16 protein-coding genes are annotated in these 18,075 nt (G+C 58.5%); all 16 read right to left on the bottom strand.

From position 1 onward, the window contains the following. Window positions 1-36 precede the first annotated feature (36 nt). Complete coding sequence (gene nuoL, locus AO068_RS05085; RefSeq protein ID WP_058407810.1) at window positions 37-1,890, bottom strand: NADH-quinone oxidoreductase subunit L; 1,854 nt, start codon at window positions 1,888-1,890, stop codon at window positions 37-39. After that, window positions 1,887-2,195, bottom strand: a complete 309-nt coding sequence (gene nuoK / locus AO068_RS05080) for an NADH-quinone oxidoreductase subunit NuoK (protein ID WP_002554020.1) — start codon at window positions 2,193-2,195, stop codon at window positions 1,887-1,889. Before nuoK ends, nuoL begins: the two co-directional genes overlap by 4 nt. After that, complete coding sequence (gene nuoJ, locus AO068_RS05075; RefSeq protein WP_005731865.1) at window positions 2,192-2,701, bottom strand: NADH-quinone oxidoreductase subunit J; 510 nt, start codon at window positions 2,699-2,701, stop codon at window positions 2,192-2,194. Before nuoJ ends, nuoK begins: the two co-directional genes overlap by 4 nt. Before the next feature lie 10 nt (window positions 2,702-2,711). After that, on the bottom strand, window positions 2,712-3,260 hold the full coding sequence (gene nuoI, locus AO068_RS05070; RefSeq protein WP_002554018.1) for an NADH-quinone oxidoreductase subunit NuoI: 549 nt from the start codon (window positions 3,258-3,260) through the stop codon (window positions 2,712-2,714). A gap of 11 nt (window positions 3,261-3,271) precedes the next feature. Beyond that, the gene (gene nuoH, locus AO068_RS05065) at window positions 3,272-4,279 is read right to left on the bottom strand and encodes an NADH-quinone oxidoreductase subunit NuoH (RefSeq protein ID WP_003371726.1); all 1,008 of its coding nucleotides are present in this window, start codon (window positions 4,277-4,279) and stop codon (window positions 3,272-3,274) included. Beyond that, window positions 4,276-6,993 carry an NADH-quinone oxidoreductase subunit NuoG gene (gene nuoG / locus AO068_RS05060; protein ID WP_058407809.1) on the bottom strand — a complete coding sequence of 906 codons (2,718 nt, stop codon included), beginning with the start codon at window positions 6,991-6,993 and terminating at the stop codon, window positions 4,276-4,278. The genes nuoH and nuoG overlap by 4 nt, the downstream gene beginning before the upstream one ends. A 136-nt stretch (window positions 6,994-7,129) precedes the next feature. Next, window positions 7,130-8,488 carry an NADH-quinone oxidoreductase subunit NuoF gene (gene nuoF, locus AO068_RS05055; protein WP_002554015.1) on the bottom strand — a complete coding sequence of 453 codons (1,359 nt, stop codon included), beginning with the start codon at window positions 8,486-8,488 and terminating at the stop codon, window positions 7,130-7,132. After that, window positions 8,485-8,982 (bottom strand): NADH-quinone oxidoreductase subunit NuoE, encoded by a 498-nt coding sequence (gene nuoE / locus AO068_RS05050; RefSeq protein WP_002554014.1) that lies wholly within the window; start codon window positions 8,980-8,982, stop codon window positions 8,485-8,487. Before nuoE ends, nuoF begins: the two co-directional genes overlap by 4 nt. A 2-nt stretch (window positions 8,983-8,984) precedes the next feature. Further along, complete coding sequence (gene nuoC, locus AO068_RS05045) at window positions 8,985-10,766, bottom strand: NADH-quinone oxidoreductase subunit C/D (protein ID WP_058400392.1); 1,782 nt, start codon at window positions 10,764-10,766, stop codon at window positions 8,985-8,987. 74 nt (window positions 10,767-10,840) lie between these two features. Next, on the bottom strand, window positions 10,841-11,515 hold the full coding sequence (locus AO068_RS05040) for a NuoB/complex I 20 kDa subunit family protein (RefSeq protein WP_002554012.1): 675 nt from the start codon (window positions 11,513-11,515) through the stop codon (window positions 10,841-10,843). Window positions 11,516-11,525: 10 nt separating this feature from the next. Next, window positions 11,526-11,939 (bottom strand): NADH-quinone oxidoreductase subunit A, encoded by a 414-nt coding sequence (locus AO068_RS05035; protein ID WP_002554011.1) that lies wholly within the window; start codon window positions 11,937-11,939, stop codon window positions 11,526-11,528. A gap of 463 nt (window positions 11,940-12,402) precedes the next feature. Then, window positions 12,403-13,728 (bottom strand): isocitrate lyase, encoded by a 1,326-nt coding sequence (gene aceA / locus AO068_RS05030; RefSeq protein WP_005731868.1) that lies wholly within the window; start codon window positions 13,726-13,728, stop codon window positions 12,403-12,405. Window positions 13,729-14,005: 277 nt separating this feature from the next. After that, window positions 14,006-14,749: a secretin N-terminal domain-containing protein gene (locus AO068_RS05025; RefSeq protein ID WP_058400446.1), complete on the bottom strand. Its 744-nt coding sequence runs from the start codon at window positions 14,747-14,749 to the stop codon at window positions 14,006-14,008. 177 nt (window positions 14,750-14,926) lie between these two features. After that, entirely contained in the window at window positions 14,927-15,358 is a 432-nt protein-coding gene (locus tag AO068_RS05020) for a GNAT family N-acetyltransferase (RefSeq protein WP_002554008.1), read from the bottom strand. Next, the gene (locus AO068_RS05015) at window positions 15,351-16,517 is read right to left on the bottom strand and encodes a ribosomal protein uL16 3-hydroxylase (RefSeq protein ID WP_002554007.1); all 1,167 of its coding nucleotides are present in this window, start codon (window positions 16,515-16,517) and stop codon (window positions 15,351-15,353) included. Before AO068_RS05015 ends, AO068_RS05020 begins: the two co-directional genes overlap by 8 nt. A gap of 60 nt (window positions 16,518-16,577) precedes the next feature. Next, window positions 16,578-17,948, bottom strand: coding sequence for an adenylosuccinate lyase (purB, locus tag AO068_RS05010; protein ID WP_058407808.1), 1,371 nt, complete (start codon window positions 17,946-17,948; stop codon window positions 16,578-16,580). Window positions 17,949-18,075 lie beyond the last annotated feature (127 nt).

The following is an 18,075-nucleotide window of genomic DNA, read 5'->3' as shown; positions in this document are numbered from 1 at the left end:
GGGCTCAATTCCTTTCGCAAATTCGCAAGGTTCATGTCAGACCGCAACCAGAACGACGGCACCAAGTACCAGAACGGCACCCACGGCGATCGAGGCAGCATACCAACGCAGCTGGCCGGTCTCGGTACGGCTCATAGTGTTATGACCGCCTTTGACCAGACGTGGGATCAAGCCGATGGTGCGGTCGAACGGATCGCTACGCAGCACATGACTGATCGCCAGATAAGGTTTGACGAACAGCTTGTCGTAGATCCAGTCGAAGCCCCAGGCAGCGAACCACCAGGCCGACAGGAAGCGGCCCGGACCACTGTTGGCGATTGCCGTTGCCAGGCGGCGCTTGCCGAGAAACAGCAGCGCTGCCAGCAGGATACCGGCCAGGGCGATGGCGCCAGAGGCGATTTCCAGGCTGTGTTTGGCTTCGCCACCGGCGTGGCCAACGCTCTGCGGTAGAACACCTGCCAGTGGCGGGGTGATCAGCGCGCCAATGAACGTCGATAGCACGATCAGTACCGACAGCGGCAACCAGTGAGCAATACCGTGACCTGCGTGTGCTTCGGTCTTGGCTTCACCGTGGAACGCGATGAAGATCAGACGGAAGGTGTACAGCGACGTCATGAACGCGCCAACCAGACCGGCATACAACAGGCCATTGTTACCGCTGGCGAATGCTTCCCAGAGAATTTCGTCCTTGGAGTAGAAGCCTGCCGTCAACAGCGGCAGGGCAGCCAGTGCTGCACCGCCGACGATGAAGCTGGCGTAGGCCAATGGCAGTTTCTTCCACAGACCGCCCATCTTGAAGATGTTCTGCTCGTGATGGCAGGCAACGATCACCGCACCGGAAGCAAGGAACAGCAGCGCCTTGAAGAAGGCGTGTGTCATCAGGTGGAAAATCGCGCCTTCCCATGCGCCTACGCCCAATGCCAGGAACATGTAACCGATCTGGCTCATGGTCGAGTAGGCGAGGATACGCTTGATGTCGGTCTGTACCAGCGCTGCGAAACCCGCGAGAACCAGCGTCACGCCGCCGACAATGCCTACCAGATGCAGTATGTCCGGTGCCAGTGCGAACAGGCCGTGAGTCCGCGCGATCAGGTAGACGCCCGCGGTAACCATGGTTGCTGCGTGGATCAGTGCCGAAACCGGTGTAGGACCGGCCATCGCATCTGCCAGCCAGGTTTGCAGTGGCAGTTGTGCCGATTTACCGACAGCACCGCCCAGCAGCATCAACGTTGCCAGCACGATCCAGAAATCGCCGACTTTGAAGTGCTCCGGTGCCTTGACCAGCAGTTCCTGCACATTGAGCGTACCCAACTGCTGGAACAGGATGAACAGGCCGATGGCCATGAACACGTCGCCGATACGCGTCACGATAAACGCCTTGAGTGCTGCGTTGCCGTTGTTGCGGTTGCTGTAATAGAAACCGATCAACAGGTAGCTGCACAGGCCCACACCTTCCCAACCGAAGTAGAGGAACAGCAGGTTGTCGCCCAGGATCAGGAACAGCATGCTGGCAATGAACAGGTTGGTGTAGGAGAAGAAGCGCGAGTAGCCCGCTTCACCGCGCATGTACCAAGACGCAAACAGGTGGATCAGGAAGCCGACGCCAACTACTACACCCAACATCGTGACGGACAGGCCGTCCAGATACAGCGCGAAGTTGGGCTGGAAGCCATCAACGTCCATCCAGCGCCACAGCACCTGGGTGTAGTGACCACCTTCCGGCGGTGCCACGTTGAACTGCCAGATGACCCAGGCCGTGACGATGGCTGAAAGACCTATGGAACCGACGCCAATCAGCGCCGCAAGGTTTTCCGATATGCGCCCACGAGAGAACGACAGCAGCAGAAAACCGATGAGGGGAAATACGAAAGTCAGAAAGAGAAGATTCATCCGCGCATCTCGCTGGCAGCATCGATATCGAGAGTGTGGAAGCGGCGATACAGTTGCATCAGGATCGCCAGGCCGATACTGGCCTCGGCTGCCGCAAGGCTGATCACCAGGATGAACATGACCTGCCCATCCGGTTGCGCCCAACGACTGCCGGCAACTACGAACGCCAGTGCAGAGGCGTTCATCATGATTTCCAGGCTCATCAACACGAAGAGAATGTTACGGCGCACCATCAGGCCGACCAGACCCAGGCAGAACAGGACCCCGGCGACCGCCAGACCGTGCTCAAGAGGGATAGCATTCATTGGCTTGGCTCCTTGGCCTCGTTGCGGCCCAGATGGAATGCCGTGACGGCTGCAGCAAGCAGCAGCATCGAGGCGAGTTCCACCACCAGCAGATAAGGCCCGAACAGGCTGATGCCGACCGCCTTGGCGTCGACTGTGGTGTGACCGATTGCAGCGCCGGTCTGATTGGCGAACAGTACGTACAGCAACTCGGCCAGCAAAAGCGTGCCGAGAATCACCGGACCAATCCAGATGCCGGGTTTGAGCCATGCACGCTCTTGCTGAACCGAGGCTGGGCCGAGGTTCAGCATCATCACCACAAACACGAACAGGACCATGATCGCGCCAGCGTAGGCAATGACTTCCAGCACACCGGCAAACGGCGCACCTAGGCTGAAAAAAGTCATGGCCACAGCGATCAGCGAGATGATCAGGTAGAGCAGGGCATGCACCGGATTCGTGTTGGTGATCACCCGCAGGGTGGACACAACAGCGATACCGGATGCGAAGTAGAAAGCGAATTCCATCTTTACTTCCTTAAGGCAGCAAGCTCTTGACGTTGATCGGCTCGGCTTCATTCTGTGCGGAGCCCTTGGGCTTGCCGCCGATGGCCATACCGGCAACGCGATAGAAGTTGTAGTCAGGGTTCTTGCCGGGACCGGAGATCAGCAGATCTTCCTTCTCGTACACCAGATCCTGACGCTTGAAGTCAGCCATCTCGAAGTCCGGCGTAAGCTGGATTGCGGTAGTCGGACACGCTTCTTCACACAGACCGCAGAAAATGCAGCGCGAGAAGTTGATGCGGAAAAAGTCCGGGTACCAGCGTCCGTCTTCTGTCTCGGCCTTCTGCAGCGAAATACAGCCGACCGGGCATGCCACTGCACACAGATTGCAGGCTACGCAGCGCTCTTCGCCGTCAGGGTCGCGGGTCAGAACGATACGGCCACGGTAGCGGGGCGGCAGATATACCTGCTCTTCAGGGTATTGCAGGGTATCGCGTTTGCGGAAGCCGTGGCCGAAGACCATGACCAGGCTGCGCAACTGGGTACCTGTACCCTTAACGATGTCACCAATATATTTGAACATGGGTCAAATCCTCACTGAACCGAGCCTGCCGGTGTGTTCAACAACACAATCGCAGCAGTCACCAGCAAATTGATCAGGGTCAGCGGCAGACAGAACTTCCAGCTGAAATCCATGACCTGGTCATAACGCGGGCGCGGGATGGAAGCGCGCAGCAAGATGAACAGCATGATGAAGAACGCGGTTTTCAAGGCGAACCAGAAGAATGCCAGCGATGGCAGAATGTCGAACGGGCCGTGCCAGCCACCGAAGAACAGCGTGACCAGCAGCGCCGAGATCAATATGATCCCGATGTATTCGCCCACGAAGAACATGCCCCATTTCATGCCGGCATATTCAATGTGGTAGCCGTCAGCCAGTTCCTGCTCGGCTTCCGGTTGGTCGAACGGGTGGCGGTGAGTGACCGCGACGCCAGCGATGAAGAACGTACAGAAGCCGAAGAACTGCGGAATGATGAACCACAGGTTCTGCGCCTGATATTCAACAATGTCGCGCATATTGAACGAGCCGACCTGAACCACGATGCCCATCAGCGCAAGACCCATGAACACTTCGTAGGACACGGTTTGTGCCGAAGCACGCAGGCTGCCCAGCAGGGCGAACTTGTTGTTGCTCGACCAGCCGGCGAACAGCACCGCATACACCGACAGACCGGCCATGGCGAAGAAGAACAACAGGCCGATGTTCAGATCCGCGACGCCCCAGGTCGGGGTGATCGGGATGACCGCAAAGGCGATCAGCAGGGCGCTCATGGCAACCACCGGCGCCAGGGTGAAGATCACCTTGTCGGCGAACGGTGGGGTCCAGTCTTCCTTGAAGAACATCTTCAGCATGTCGGCTGCGATCTGGAACATGCCGAACGGACCCACACGGTTCGGACCATAACGGTCCTGCCACCAACCCAGCAGACGACGTTCGATGAAGCTCAGCAGGGCACCACAAACCACGACCGCCAGCAACACCACGATGGCCTTGACCACTGCAATGATTGCGTCGATCACATCAGGGGTAAACCAGGTCATTGCGCTGCCTCCTGCAGACCGTCAACGGATTTGCCGAAGAGTGCTGGCGGAATGCCAGGCAGTCCTGCCGGCAATGCCACAAGGCCCGCGCCCAGTTCTTCGCTGATGCGCAACGGCAAGGTCAGCGTTTCACCGCCGATGCTCAAGGAGAGCAGGGCACCGTCGTTGACGCCGAGACGATCGGCTTCGGATTTGGCCAGCGCCACATAAGCCTGCGGGATACGTTCCTGAACCGGAGCGGCCAGAGACGAGGTTTCGTCGCTGCCAAACAGGTGGAAGAACGGTACGACTTTCCAGGTGCCGCGCTCTGGAGAGAACGCGCGTGGAACGCTGGAGAACCATGAAAGACCGTCGCCCTGGCTTTCGATCAGGCGTGTGCCCGGGTCGCCAGCGCGCAAGTGACCACCGACTTCGTCCTGGAACTTGTTCCAGGCCTGCGGTGAGTTCCAGCCCGGCGACCAGGCGAATGGCACCTGCTGACGAGGCTCGGCCGAGCCCGAATAGCCTTCCATGGAGAAGGAGAACGCTGTGTCGATGTCTTGCGAGGTGCGCGGCTCATGCACGCTGATGTTGGCTCGCATCGCGGTACGGCCGCTATAACGCAGCGGTTCACGAGCCAGTTTAAGGCCCTTGATCCGGAACGATGCAGACGGCGCCGCATTGACGATACCCGCCAGTTGCGGCGTGCTGCCGGCGCAGGCTTCGGTGACGTGATCGAGTTGCGTCCAGTCGACCGGCTTGTTCAACAAGGTGGCGCGCAGGGCATGCAGCCAGCGCCAGCCTTCGTGAACCAGAATGCTGGCATCCAGGTAGGTCGGATCGAATACCTGAAAGAAGCGCTGGGCGCGGCCTTCCTGGCTGACCAGCGTGCCGTCGCCTTCAGCGAAGCTGGCAGCGGGCAGAACCAGATGCGCACGATCACTGGTCGGGGTTTTCTGGTGGTCGGCGACGATCACGACTTTCGCAGCGCTCAGCGCAGCGTCGACAATTTTGGCGTCTACACGGCGATACAGATCGTTTTCCAGTACCACGATGGCGTCGGCCTGGCCGGAAATCACCGCTTGCAGAGCGGCATCGACAGAATCGCCACCAAACATCGCCAGACCCATGCTGTTGGCTTCCGGCACGATCAGGCTGATGGAGCCTTGCTTGTCACGCAGCTTCAAGGCCTTGGCAATGTTTGCCGCCGCCTCGATCAGCGCTGTCGAACCCAGCGAGCTGCCGGAAATGATCAGCGGACGTTTGGCCGCGAGCAGGGCATCGGCAATACGTTGCGCCAGTTCCAGCGCCTCGCTGTCCAGACCTTCTACGGCCGGGGCGCTGGCGTCCAGTGCATGGGCAACGGCGAAACCGATGCGAGCCAGGTCGTCAGGTGCAGCGTGCACGCATTCTTCTGCGATATCGTCGAGACGAGTCTCGGCGAGGCTGGCAATGAACAGCGGGTTAAGTTCGTGCTGGCCAATGTTCTTCACGGCAGCGTCGAGCCACGGCTGGACTTTCATCGCCGCAGCCATGTCTTCAGCCTTGCCTTTGACGGCTTGGCGCAAGCCCAGGGCCATACGTGCCGCCGTCTGGGTCAAGTCTTCGCCGAGCACGAAAATGGCATCGTGATCTTCGATGTCACGCAGGGTCGGGATCGGCAGCGGACTGTCGTTCAGGACCTTGAGGATCAGCCTGATACGCTCCAGCTCACCGGCTTCGATACCGCTGTAGAAATGCTCGGCTCCGACCAGCTCGCGCAGTGCGTAGTTACTTTCAAGGCTGGCGCGAGGTGAGCCAATACCAACGATGTTGCGGCCGCGCAACAGATCCGCTGCCTTGTCCAGTGCTTCGTCAAGGCTCAGTTTGACCTGGCCTTCAGCGAGCAGTGGCTGACGTGGACGGTCTGTGCGGTTGACGTAGCCGTAGCCGAAACGGCCGCGGTCGCAGAGAAAGTACTGGTTGACCGAGCCGTTGTAGCGGTTTTCGATACGGCGCAATTCACCGTAACGCTCACCCGGGCTAATGTTGCAGCCGCTGGAGCAACCGTGGCAGATGCTTGGCGAGAACTGCATGTCCCACTTGCGGTTGTAGCGCTCGGAGTGGGTTTTGTCGGTGAACACACCGGTCGGACAGACCTCGGTGAGGTTGCCGGAGAACTCGCTTTCCAGCGTTCCGTCTTCAACGCGACCGAAGTAAACATTGTCATGAGCGCCGTAAACGCCCAGGTCAGTGCCGCCTGCGTAGTCTTTATAGAAGCGTACGCACCGATAACAGGCGATGCAGCGGTTCATCTCATGCGCGATGAACGGCCCCAGCTCCTGATTCTGGTGGGTACGCTTGGTGAAGCGATAACGGCGCTCGTTGTGGCCGGTCATCACTGTCATGTCCTGCAGGTGGCAGTGACCACCTTCCTCGCAGACCGGGCAGTCATGCGGGTGGTTGGTCATCAGCCATTCGACGACACTGGCCCGGAAGGCCTTGGACTCATCGTCTTCGATGGAGATCCAGGTGTTGTCGGTGGCTGGCGTCATGCAGGACATGACGATACGACCGCGTGTGTCGTTCTCGTCCGTGTACTGCTTGACCGCGCACTGGCGACAGGCGCCAACGCTGCCAAGGGCAGGGTGCCAGCAGAAATAAGGGATATCGAGGCCCAGCGACAGACATGCCTGTAACAGGTTGTCTGCACCATCGACTTCGAGCGCTTTGCCGTCTACGTGAATAGTAGCCATGGTTCAAAGGTCTTCGTTGGCCCGTTGTCAGCGGGCGTGGCTAATGGAATCTCGGTAGTACCCGTATCGTTCAGCCCGGAGGGCGTCAGCAGGTACGAGGACGGCAGCCCGAACAGCCGCCGGCCGTTGTGTCTTGTTATGCGCCGACCACGGTCGGACTTTTGCCCGGGACGAGCGTGGTTGCGCTGGCTGGCGCAATACCGGCTTCGAACTCCGAACGGAAATACTTGATCGCGCTGCCCAACGGTTCAACAGCGCCCGGTGCATGAGCGCAGAAGGTCTTGCCTGGGCCGAGGAAATTGACCAGACCCAGCAGGGTTTCGATATCCCCCGGCTGCCCCTGACCCTTCTCGATGGCGCGAAGCATTTTCACGCTCCATGGCAAACCGTCGCGGCATGGGGTGCAGAAACCGCAGGACTCCTGAGCGAAGAACTCTTCCATGTTGCGCAGCAGCGAGACCATGTTGACCGAATCGTCGACGGCCATCGCCAGACCGGTGCCCATCCGGGTGCCGACCTTGGCAATACCACCTGCGTACATCTGGGCGTCCAGATGCTCCGGGAGCAGGAATCCGGTACCGGCGCCACCGGGTTGCCAGCACTTGAGCTTGAAGCCATCACGCATGCCGCCGGCGTAGTCTTCGAAAAGTTCGCGAGCTTGTACGCCGAAGGGTAGTTCCCACAAACCGGGGTTTTTGACCTTGCCGGAGAAACCCATCAGTTTGGTGCCGTGGTCCTCACTGCCTTCGCGGGCCAGCGACTTGTACCAGTCGTTGCCGTTGTTGACGATGGCGGGGACGTTGCACAGGGTTTCGACGTTGTTTACACAGGTCGGCTTGCCCCAGACGCCTACGGCAGCAGGGAAGGGCGGCTTGGAGCGCGGGTTGGCGCGGCGGCCTTCCAGCGAGTTGATCAGCGCGGTTTCTTCACCGCAGATGTAACGACCGGCACCGGTGTGTACGAACAATTCGAAGTCGAAGCCGGTGCCGAGGATGTTCTTGCCCAGCAGACCGGCAGCCTTCGCTTCGGCCACGGCGCGGTTCAAGTGCTTCGCGGCCGTTACGTATTCGCCACGCAGGAAGATATAGCCACGATAGGCTTTCAGCGCACGCGCACTGATCAGCATGCCCTCGACCAGCAGATGGGGCAGTTGCTCCATCAGCATGCGGTCTTTCCAGGTGTTGGGCTCCATCTCGTCCGCGTTGCACAGCAGGTAGCGGATGTTCATGGATTCGTCTTTGGGCATCAGGCCCCATTTCACACCGGTGGGGAAGCCTGCGCCACCGCGGCCCTTGAGGCCCGAGTCCTTGACCGACTGGACGATATCGTCAGGCGACTGTTGCGTCAGCGCCTTGCGCGCTGCTGCATAACCGTCTTTGGCCTGATACTCGTCGAGCCAGACCGGCTCGCCGTCGTCGCGCAGACGCCAGGTCAGCGGATGGGTTTCTGCCGTGCGCGCAATGCGATTGGCAGGGCCGAAGGAAGTGATGGTCATAGGTAACCCTCCAGCATCTTGGCAACGCCAGCAGGCTGTACATCGCCGAAAGTGTCGTCGTCGACCATCACGGCCGGCGCCTTGTCACAGTTGCCGAGGCAGCAGACCGGCAGCAAGGTGAAGCGACCGTCAGCGGTGGTCTGACCCAGGCCGATGCCCAGTGAGCTCTTGATCTCGTCGACCACGTTTTCGTGGCCGCCGATGAAGCACACCATGCTGTTGCAGACGCGAATGATGTGGCGTCCGACCGGCTGGCGGAAGATCTGGCTGTAAAAGGTGGCAACACCTTCGACGTCGCTGGCGGGGATGCCCAGCAAATCGCCGATTGCGTAGATGGCGCCATCTGGCACCCAGCCACGCTCTTTCTGAACGATCTTCAGAGCCTCGATGGACGCCGCGCGCGGGTCTTCGTAGTGATGCATCTCGTGCTCGATGGCCGAGCGCTCGGTTTCGCTCAGGGCGAAACGGTCAGTCTGGATTAGCGGGCTATTCATGCTTAGCGGTCCACGTCGGCCATAACGAAATCGATACTACCCAGGTACGCGATCAAGTCCGCGACCATGCTGCCTTTGATCACCGAAGGGATCTGCTGCAGGTGCGGGTAACTCGGGGTGCGGATCCGGGTACGGTAGCTCATGGTGCCGCCGTCGCTCGTCAGGTAATAGCTGTTGATACCCTTGGTCGCTTCGATCATCTGGAAGGACTCGTTGGCCGGCATGACCGGGCCCCACGAAACCTGCAGGAAGTGCGTGATCAGGGTTTCGATGTGCTGCAGGGTGCGCTCTTTCGGTGGCGGCGTGGTCAGCGGATGATCCGCTTTGTACGGGCCTTCCGGCATGTTGCGCATGCACTGATCGATGATCTTGATGCTCTGGCGCATCTCTTCTACGCGGACCATGCAGCGGTCGTAGGCATCGCCGTTCGCGGCCAGCGGTACTTCAAACTCGAAGTTCTCGTAGCCGGAGTAAGGGCGTGCCTTGCGCAAGTCGAAATCGCAGCCGGTGGAGCGCAGGCCTGCACCGGTGACGCCCCATTCCAGGGCCTCTTTGGTGTTGTAGGCGGCAACGCCCACGGTACGACCCTTGAGGATACTGTTCTGCAGGGCAGCCTTGGTGTATTCGTCAAGGCGCTTGGGCAACCAGTCGACGAAGTCCTTGACCAGTTTTTCCCAGCCACGAGGCAGGTCGTGGGCGACCCCGCCGATACGATACCAGGCCGGATGCAGACGGAAACCGGTAATGGCTTCGATCACAGTGTAGGCTTTCTGGCGGTCGGTGAACGTGAAGAACACCGGCGTCATGGCACCCACGTCCTGGATGTAGGTACCCAGGAACAACAGGTGGCTGGTGATACGGAAGAACTCGGCCATCATGATGCGGATGACGTCGACCTTTTCCGGTACCTTGATGCCTGCCAGTTTTTCGACAGAGAGTACGTAAGGCAGGTTGTTCATCACCCCGCCGAGATAATCGATGCGGTCGGTGTACGGGATGAAGCTGTGCCAGGACTGGCGCTCGGCCATCTTTTCTGCACCACGGTGGTGGTAGCCGATGTCCGGAACACAGTCGACGATTTCTTCGCCATCCAGCTGCAGAATGATACGGAACGCACCGTGAGCGGAAGGGTGGTTCGGCCCCAGGTTGAGGAACATGTAGTCCTCGTTCGCGCCAGAACGTTTCATGCCCCAGTCTTCCGGACGGAAACGTGCAGCTTCCTCTTCCAGTTGCTGTTTGGCGAGGGTCAGGCTGTAGGGGTCAAACTCCGTCGCGCGGGCAGGGAAGTCCTTGCGCAGCGGGTGACCTTCCCAGGTTGGCGGCATCATGATGCGGCTTAGATGCGGGTGTCCCGGAAAGTCGATTCCGAACATGTCCCAGACTTCGCGCTCATACCAGTTGGCATTTGGCCAGATACTGGTGATGGTTGGCACACTCAGGTCGCTTTCAGACAGCGCTACCTTGATCATCACGTCGCTGTTTCGCTCGATCGACAGCAGGTGATAGAACACGGTGAAGTCTGCACCGGGCAGGCCGCGACGGTTGGTACGCAGACGCTCGTCCACGCCATGCAGGTCATAGAGCATGGAGTAGGGTTTGGGAACGTTGCGCAGGAACGTCAGAATTTCAAACAGCCGGGCGCGCTCGACCCACAGCACCGGCATGCCGGTGCGGGTTGGCTGGGCAGTGAACGCCTCGGCGCCAAAACGGGTGTTCAGTTCAACGACGACGTCTTGGTCGTCAGCCTTGTAAGGCGGGATGTACAGAGCGTTGTCTGCAGTCATAGGTCTCAATCACTTCGGTCAACGTACAGAATCAACCCCGGTTCCTGTCTTTTTTATAAGAAGAACGGGCTGGATCAGACTTCGTCGGGGCTGCGCAGGTTGGTCACCTGAATACGCTGTTCGCGGCGCTGTTCCTTTTGCGACGGCATCTCGGCGCGGTATACGCCTTGATCGCCAACGACCCAGGAAAGAGGGCGACGCTCCTTGCCGATGGATTCCTGCAGCAGCATCAAGCCTTGCAGAAATGCTTCGGGGCGGGGCGGGCAGCCGGGCACGTAGACATCCACGGGAAGGAATTTGTCCACCCCCTGGACCACTGAGTAGATGTCGTACATGCCACCGGAGTTGGCACACGAACCCATGGAAATGACCCACTTGGGTTCGAGCATTTGCTCGTAGAGACGCTGGATGATCGGCGCCATCTTGATGAAGCAGGTACCGGCAATGACCATGAAATCCGCCTGTCGTGGCGACGCCCGGATCACTTCCGCACCGAAACGCGCGATATCGTGAGGGGCCGTGAAGGCGGTGGTCATTTCCACATAGCAGCACGACAGGCCGAAGTTGTAGGGCCACAGGGAGTTTTTACGTCCCCAGTTGACCGCACCATTCAGCACGTCTTCCAGCTTGCCCATGTAGATGTTTTTGTGGACTTGATCTTCTAACGGATCGGAAACGGTTTCCCGTTTGCCGATGGGGTACTGCTCGTTAGGAGCGTCCGGGTCGATCCTGGTGAGATTATATTGCATCGCCAAAGCCTCATTGTTTCAGCTTCGCTTGCCGATTACGGCGACCTTCAGGAGCCCAGTCAAGAGCGCCAACCCGCCATAGGTAGACAAGACCTGCCAACAGAATTGCTATGAAAACGAGAGCTTCGACGAATCCGGTCCAGCCGCTTTCGCGGACGGACACAGACCAGGCAAAGAGAAAGAGGGCTTCAATGTCAAAGATCACGAAGAGCATCGCGACCAGATAGAATTTTGCGGAGAGCCGCAGACGCGCACTGCCGGTAGGCAGCATGCCGGATTCGAAAGGTTCGTTCTTGCTGCGGCCCCAAGCCTTGCTTCCGAGCAGGCTGGAAAGGCCGAGCATGAAGGCGCAGAGGCCGACAACACCCAAAAGGAAAATGGCGAAGCCCCAGTTATGGGCAATCAGACCTGTCGATTCGGGCATGCTGTCAGTCCTTGTTAGAGAGCAAAGGTCTCTGTGCTTGATAAAGAGTCGAGGCAGTGACGAAATGTCGCAGTGCGGTCAACGGATTGATTTTATGTGCAAACAGTTGGCAAGTAAATTTTCTACATGAAATTTATTTACGAAATTAATCGCCTGCCGTCCTTCATGAGGGCTGTAAGGCATGCCAGCCGGGCGTCAGCAAGGTTTTGGCTAATTATGTTTCTCGGTGACGAAAAGGAACGAAAGGCAATTTGAATGATAATTAATATCATTTAAATGGGCCTGCATAGTTCGTCAAAGGATACTCGGAGCATAGTTATGAAGGACACCGCTTATAAAGTGCGGTTTTTGTAGCATCTGTTCGTGAGCTGCACATTGTCCGAAATCAATACAGGCACTATCTGATACAAAACACAGACCGCCCTTACGGACGGTCTGTGTTTTCAACGCGTTGCGCGGTGTCTCAGTGAAATTGCTCTTCTTCCGTCGAGCCGGTCAGTGCGGTTACCGACGATACGCCGCCCTGAATCACGGTGGTCATGTCATCGAAATACCCCGTGCCCACTTCCTGCTGGTGGGCCACGAAGGTATAGCCCTTGGCAGCATCGGCGAATTCCTGTTCCTGTAGCTTCACGTAGGCAGTCATATCGTTGCGGGCGTAGTCGTGCGCCAGGTTAAACATGCTGTGCCACATGTTGTGAATGCCCGCCAGGGTGATGAACTGGTGCTTGTAGCCCATGGCCGAAAGCTCGCGCTGAAACTTGGCGATGGTTGCGTCGTCGAGGTTTTTCTTCCAGTTGAAGGACGGCGAGCAGTTGTAGGAAAGCAATTGGTCCGGGTACTCCTTCTTGATTGCTTCGGCGAAGCGGCGTGCCTCGTCCAGATCCGGCTTGGCGGTTTCACACCAGATCAGGTCGGCATAAGGCGCGTAGGCGAGGCCGCGGGAGATTGCCTGATCCAGACCGGCACGTACTTTGTAGAAGCCCTCATGAGTCCGTTCGCCTGTCACGAACGGCTTGTCATAGGGGTCGCAATCGGAAGTCAGCAGGTCGGCAGCGTTGGCGTCGGTGCGGGCCAGAATGATCGTCGGCACACCGGCCACGTCGGCGGCCAGGCGCGCAGCAACCAGTTTCTGGACCGCTTCCTGAGTCGGGACAAGTACTTTGCCGCCCATGTGGCCGCATTTCTTCACCGATGCCAACTGATCTTCAAAATGCACCCCCGCGGCCCCCGCCTCGATCATGCTTTTCATCAGCTCGTACGCATTGAGCACGCCGCCGAATCCGGCCTCTGCGTCGGCCACGATGGGCGCGAAATAGTCGATATAACCTTCGTCACCCGGAGCCTTGCCGGCTTTCCACTGGATCTGATCGGCGCGGCGGAACGAATTGTTGATGCGTTTGACCACGGTTGGCACCGAGTCGACCGGGTACAGCGACTGATCCGGGTACATCGATTCGGCAGAGTTGTTGTCGGCAGCAACCTGCCAGCCGGAAAGGTAGATGGCCTGAATACCGGCCTTGACCTGCTGCACGGCCTGACCGCCGGTCAGAGCGCCCATGCAGTTGACGAAGTCCTTGTCTGGCCGGAAAGACGGCCTGGCGCCTTGGGTCACCAGATTCCACAGTTTGTCAGCGCCCAGCCGTGCAAAGGTGTGTTCGGGTTGAACCGAGCCACGCAAGCGGACCACATCGGCTGCGGAGTAAGTACGGGTCACGTTTTTCCAGCGCGGATTTTCGGCCCAGTCTTTTTCGAGAGCGGCTATTTGTTGTTCGCGTGTCAGTGCCATTTTGTAAACCCCGAGAAGTAGGTCTTGATTAGAAGTCCTGCTCCGCCAAAACGCCTCGTTTATCGAAGGCACTGTAGATGGCTGCTCGCTGCTCGGAGAGCGACAATCAAAGGCTTTTTGCGCAGCCTCCGATCAGCGGGAGCGAGGCAATCATGCCTCGGGGTATCGGGGTCGTCAAACGATTTGTAGTGCTTTTTAAATCTCACTACATAATTGCGTAATCAGACTGGTGAGTCACTAAAAGGCCCGTAGGTGCTGGGTTTCGCGCCAGCGCAGGCTATTCGAGGGTTTCGACCTTTACGCGCAAAATCATGTCTTCACGACCCTGGGTTGAATAGCGTTGTGCAAGGCCACGCTGATCGGCAACCGATTGATCGCTATTGCTCGCCAGCGTGATCCATTCTCCGAGCCGGCCGCTGACCTGGCTATCGGTACTTTGCACTTTTATGGCATCAGCGCGCTCCTGACTCATGCGGTCATGGTTGGTGCTGATGCTCAGGTGAACGGTATCGCCGGTCACACTGGCAGTGACGTAAAAGCCCTGGGTTACATTGCGATATTCAGTATTGCTTTGGGAGTAGCCATAGGAATCCGTGGACGAGGAGGTCAGCGGAACGCTCTGGCCGATCTGGATAAGTGCTGGTGTACCTTCGCTGGTCTGCACTTGCTGCACGCCGCCCTCACGGCTGGTGGTGCCGTATTCTATGACGCGTGAGCCACTGCTGTTGCGCGCCGCGTTTTCGCTGGTGTCGACGCTGATCAGCAGGCGTTTAGGCGCGGTATCGAGTTGCGCGATAAGGCTGCGAAGCTCTTCTATCTTGCGCGACTCTGCATTGACAATCAGTTGATTGCCATAAGCGCTGACGGAGCCTTCGGTGCCTAGAAAGGATTTAGCTACGGGTAGTAGATCGGCACTGGTGCGGTAATTGAGAGGAACAACTTCGGTCGCTGAAAGGGCCTGAGTGCTGAATGCGATCAGCACTGAGGTGATTACCACGTTAAGCAGGTTACGGACTGGCATGATCATTCTCCGCGATAAGCGCGTAAAGCATGAGTTTGCCAGTGTATCGGCTATAGTCGGGCAAGCTGAATGGGCCGCCACAAAAACGCCCTGGCATTTTTCGTCTCGACCTGAAAAGTGTCTAGCGAAAAAGGGCAGGGCGATCATCATGTAGTGCTTTGAAACGCGCCTACATAATCAGGTTTCAGGTGTCTCGCGGCGCATCTCGACGTGCGGTAAACCGGCTTCGAGAAACTCGTCACTGACCACGGCAAACCCGAAGCGCTGGTAAAACTCGACGGCCTGCACTTGAGCGCTGAGCTTCAGCGGCTCCAGTCCACGTTGTTCGGCCTCGTGGATCACCGCACCGAGCAACGCTTCACCGACTTTCATGCCGCGCCAGTCCTTGAGAACCGACAGCCGACCGATTTCACCATCGGGCAGCAGGCGAGCGGTGCCTACTGCGTATTCCCCTTCATAGGCGAGAAAATGCACGGCAGTCGCATCTTCAGCGTCCCACTCCAGCTCCGGTGGCACCGATTGCTCGGCGATGAATACCGAATCGCGTATGCGCCGGATGTCGGCGTTGTTTTTCTGCCATTGTGCGACAGCTACGGTGACTTTATTCATCGGCAAATCCCAGACTTCCTTGTTTTACGAGTTCGCAAAGCAGATTGCGTCCATCGTCATCGGCCAACCATTGGCCGAGGTTTTCACTGTGCAATGCGTCGGCAGCACAGATCAGTTTAAGCAATTCGCGCAGACTGCCCGGCAACAGACGGCTCTGACCACTGGCAAACAGTAGCAGATCGTCGTCGACTTCAGACCAGGCCAGTCTTGCGCTCGGGTTGCGAATCAGCACTGCGCCCTGTTCGAGACTGTCGAGCAGGTCGTCTTCCTCCAGTTCCGGACCGGTCACCAGTTCAGGGTAGCGCGGTTCGGTCATGAACTGGCCGAACCAGGTCAGCAGCAGGCGCTCGTCACTCATGTGCTCGGTCAGCAGCGCTTTGAGACGGTCCAGCGCGTCGTGCTGGATCTGATGCGGATCGCTGACCGGTTGCGCGTCAGCGTCGGTATAGCGTTCTTCATCCGGGATGAACTGGCTGAGGAAGTCGGTGAAGTGAGTCAGGACCTCGGCAGCGCTTGGCGCGCGGAAACCGACCGAGTAGGTCAGGCAGTCGTCGACGGCGACGCCGCAGTGAGCCAGGCGTGGCGGCAGGTAAAGCATGTCGCCCGGTTCCAGCGTCCACTCTTCGGTTTTTTCGAATTCGGCAAGGATGCGCAGGTCGGCATGCTGCAGCAGCGGGCTTTCTGCATCGCACATCTGGCCGATCTGCCAGTGACGCTTGCCGTGGCCCTGAAGCAGGAACACGTCATAGTTATCGAAATGCGGGCCGACGCTGCCACCTGGGGCGGCGTAGCTGATCATTACATCGTCAATGCGCCAGCTTGGCAGGAAGCGGAAGTTTTCCAGCAGTTCACTGACTTCCGGAACGAACTGGTCCACAGCCTGCACCAGCAGGGTCCAGTCGCGTTCGGGCAGCTTGCTGAATTCATCCTCCGCAAAGGGGCCGCGACGCAGCTCCCAGGGACGCTCGCCGTGTTCGAGGACCAGACGGGACTCGACTTCTTCCTCTAGAGCAAGGCCAGCCAGCTCGTCCGCATCGATTGGGCTTTGAAAGTCCGGCAGAGCCTGGCGGATCAGCAGCGGTTTTTTCTGCCAGTAGTCACGCAGAAAAACGCGTGCACTGATGCCGCCCAGAAGTTGCAGAGGAATATCAGGATTCATGTGTAAGCCCTTGAAATGAAAACGCCCGGCACAGCCGGGCGTGTGCAATTTTTTTGCGTGTCAGATGCGCTTGGCCTGAGCCGCTGCGTTACCGATGTAGTTGGCTGGCGTGAGCTTCTTCAGCTCGGCCTTTGCTTCGGCAGGCATGTCCAGACCGTCGATGAAAGTCTGCAGCGCTTCCGGGCCGATGCCCTTGCCGCGTGTCAGTTCTTTCAGTTTTTCGTACGGGTTTTCGATGTTGTAACGACGCATGACGGTCTGAATCGGCTCTGCCAGAACTTCCCAGCACGCGTGCAGGTCGGCAGCGATGCGTTGCTCGTTCAGTTCCAGCTTGCTGATGCCCTTGAGGCTGGCTTCATAAGCAATAACGCTGTGGGCAAAACCGACGCCCAGGTTGCGCAGTACGGTGGAGTCAGTCAGGTCGCGCTGCCAGCGAGAGACAGGCAGTTTGCTCGCCAGATGCTGGAACAGCGCGTTGGCGATGCCCAGATTGCCTTCGGAGTTTTCGAAGTCGATCGGGTTGACCTTGTGTGGCATGGTCGACGAGCCGATTTCGCCAGCAATGGTGCGCTGCTTGAAGTAGCCCAGGGATATATAGCCCCAGATATCGCGGTCGAAGTCGATCAGGATAGTGTTGAAGCGCGCAATTGCATCAAACAGTTCGGCGATGTAGTCATGCGGTTCGATTTGCGTGGTGTAGGGGTTGAAGCCCAGACCCAGCTCGTCTTCGATGAACGCGCGCGCGTTGGCTTCCCAGTCGATATCGGCATAGGCGGAGAGGTGGGCGTTGTAGTTGCCGACCGCACCGTTGATCTTGCCCAGCAAGGGCACTGCGGCGATCTGATTGATCTGGCGTTCAAGGCGGTAAACCACGTTGGCCAATTCCTTGCCCAGCGTAGTCGGGGAAGCTGGCTGGCCGTGGGTGCGCGAGAGCATTGGCACGTCAGCGAAGCGGATCGCCAGTTCACGGATAGCATCGGCAATCTGGCGCATCAACGGCAGCATTACAGTGTCACGGCCTTCACGCAGCATCAGTGCGTGAGACAGGTTGTTGATGTCTTCGCTGGTGCAGGCAAAGTGGATGAACTCGCTGACCTTGTCCAGCTCAGGCAGTTTTGCAGCCTGTTCCTTGAGCAGGTATTCCACAGCCTTGACGTCGTGGTTGGTGGTGCGCTCGATTTCCTTGACGCGCTCGGCGTGCTCCACCGAAAAGTCTTCAGCCAATGTGTTGAGAATGGCATTGGCTTGCGCGGAGAAAGCCGGGACTTCGGTAATTTGCGGGTGAGCCGCGAGGCGCTGGAGCCAGCGAACTTCAACCATCACACGGAAACGGATCAGGCCGTATTCGCTGAAAATAGGGCGCAAGGCCTGGGTTTTGCCGGCGTAGCGGCCATCAACAGGGGAAACCGCAGTGAGCGAAGAAAGCTGCATGGGATGCTCTCGGACAGTCGGGCAACGAAAAGGGCGCATATCATACATGAAAAGTCACTCGGACCGGAGCCCGCCGACCAGCGTAGACAGCGCCGTGCCTGTGGTGGTGAAGGTCATTGGTGCATGG

The sequence above is a fragment of the Pseudomonas sp. ICMP 3272 genome (assembly GCF_001466905.1).
Lineage (GTDB): Bacteria > Pseudomonadota > Gammaproteobacteria > Pseudomonadales > Pseudomonadaceae > Aquipseudomonas > Aquipseudomonas amygdali.
The sequence above is the reverse complement of the archived record's forward strand: the minus strand, read 5'-3'. Positions and strand labels throughout refer to the sequence as shown.

What these genes read in the sequence shown, in the direction of transcription:
- AO068_RS05040 (WP_002554012.1), bottom strand. Translation starts at nt 11,515, where the DNA reads ATGCAATATAATCTCACCAGGATCGACCCGGACGCTCCTAACGAGCAG.
- nuoG (WP_058407809.1), bottom strand. Translation starts at nt 6,993, where the DNA reads ATGGCTACTATTCACGTAGACGGCAAAGCGCTCGAAGTCGATGGTGCA.
- nuoK (WP_002554020.1), bottom strand. Translation starts at nt 2,195, where the DNA reads ATGAATGCTATCCCTCTTGAGCACGGTCTGGCGGTCGCCGGGGTCCTG.
- AO068_RS05015 (WP_002554007.1), bottom strand. Translation starts at nt 16,517, where the DNA reads ATGAATCCTGATATTCCTCTGCAACTTCTGGGCGGCATCAGTGCACGC.
- nuoC (WP_058400392.1), bottom strand. Translation starts at nt 10,766, where the DNA reads ATGACTGCAGACAACGCTCTGTACATCCCGCCTTACAAGGCTGACGAC.
- AO068_RS05035 (WP_002554011.1), bottom strand. Translation starts at nt 11,939, where the DNA reads ATGCCCGAATCGACAGGTCTGATTGCCCATAACTGGGGCTTCGCCATT.
- nuoE (WP_002554014.1), bottom strand. Translation starts at nt 8,982, where the DNA reads ATGAATAGCCCGCTAATCCAGACTGACCGTTTCGCCCTGAGCGAAACC.
- nuoI (WP_002554018.1), bottom strand. Translation starts at nt 3,260, where the DNA reads ATGTTCAAATATATTGGTGACATCGTTAAGGGTACAGGTACCCAGTTG.
- nuoH (WP_003371726.1), bottom strand. Translation starts at nt 4,279, where the DNA reads ATGACCTGGTTTACCCCTGATGTGATCGACGCAATCATTGCAGTGGTC.
- AO068_RS05025 (WP_058400446.1), bottom strand. Translation starts at nt 14,749, where the DNA reads ATGCCAGTCCGTAACCTGCTTAACGTGGTAATCACCTCAGTGCTGATC.
- nuoL (WP_058407810.1), bottom strand. Translation starts at nt 1,890, where the DNA reads ATGAATCTTCTCTTTCTGACTTTCGTATTTCCCCTCATCGGTTTTCTG.
- AO068_RS05020 (WP_002554008.1), bottom strand. Translation starts at nt 15,358, where the DNA reads ATGAATAAAGTCACCGTAGCTGTCGCACAATGGCAGAAAAACAACGCC.
- aceA (WP_005731868.1), bottom strand. Translation starts at nt 13,728, where the DNA reads ATGGCACTGACACGCGAACAACAAATAGCCGCTCTCGAAAAAGACTGG.
- nuoF (WP_002554015.1), bottom strand. Translation starts at nt 8,488, where the DNA reads ATGACCATCACTTCCTTCGGCCCTGCCAATCGCATTGCGCGCACGGCA.
- purB (WP_058407808.1), bottom strand. Translation starts at nt 17,948, where the DNA reads ATGCAGCTTTCTTCGCTCACTGCGGTTTCCCCTGTTGATGGCCGCTAC.
- nuoJ (WP_005731865.1), bottom strand. Translation starts at nt 2,701, where the DNA reads ATGGAATTCGCTTTCTACTTCGCATCCGGTATCGCTGTTGTGTCCACC.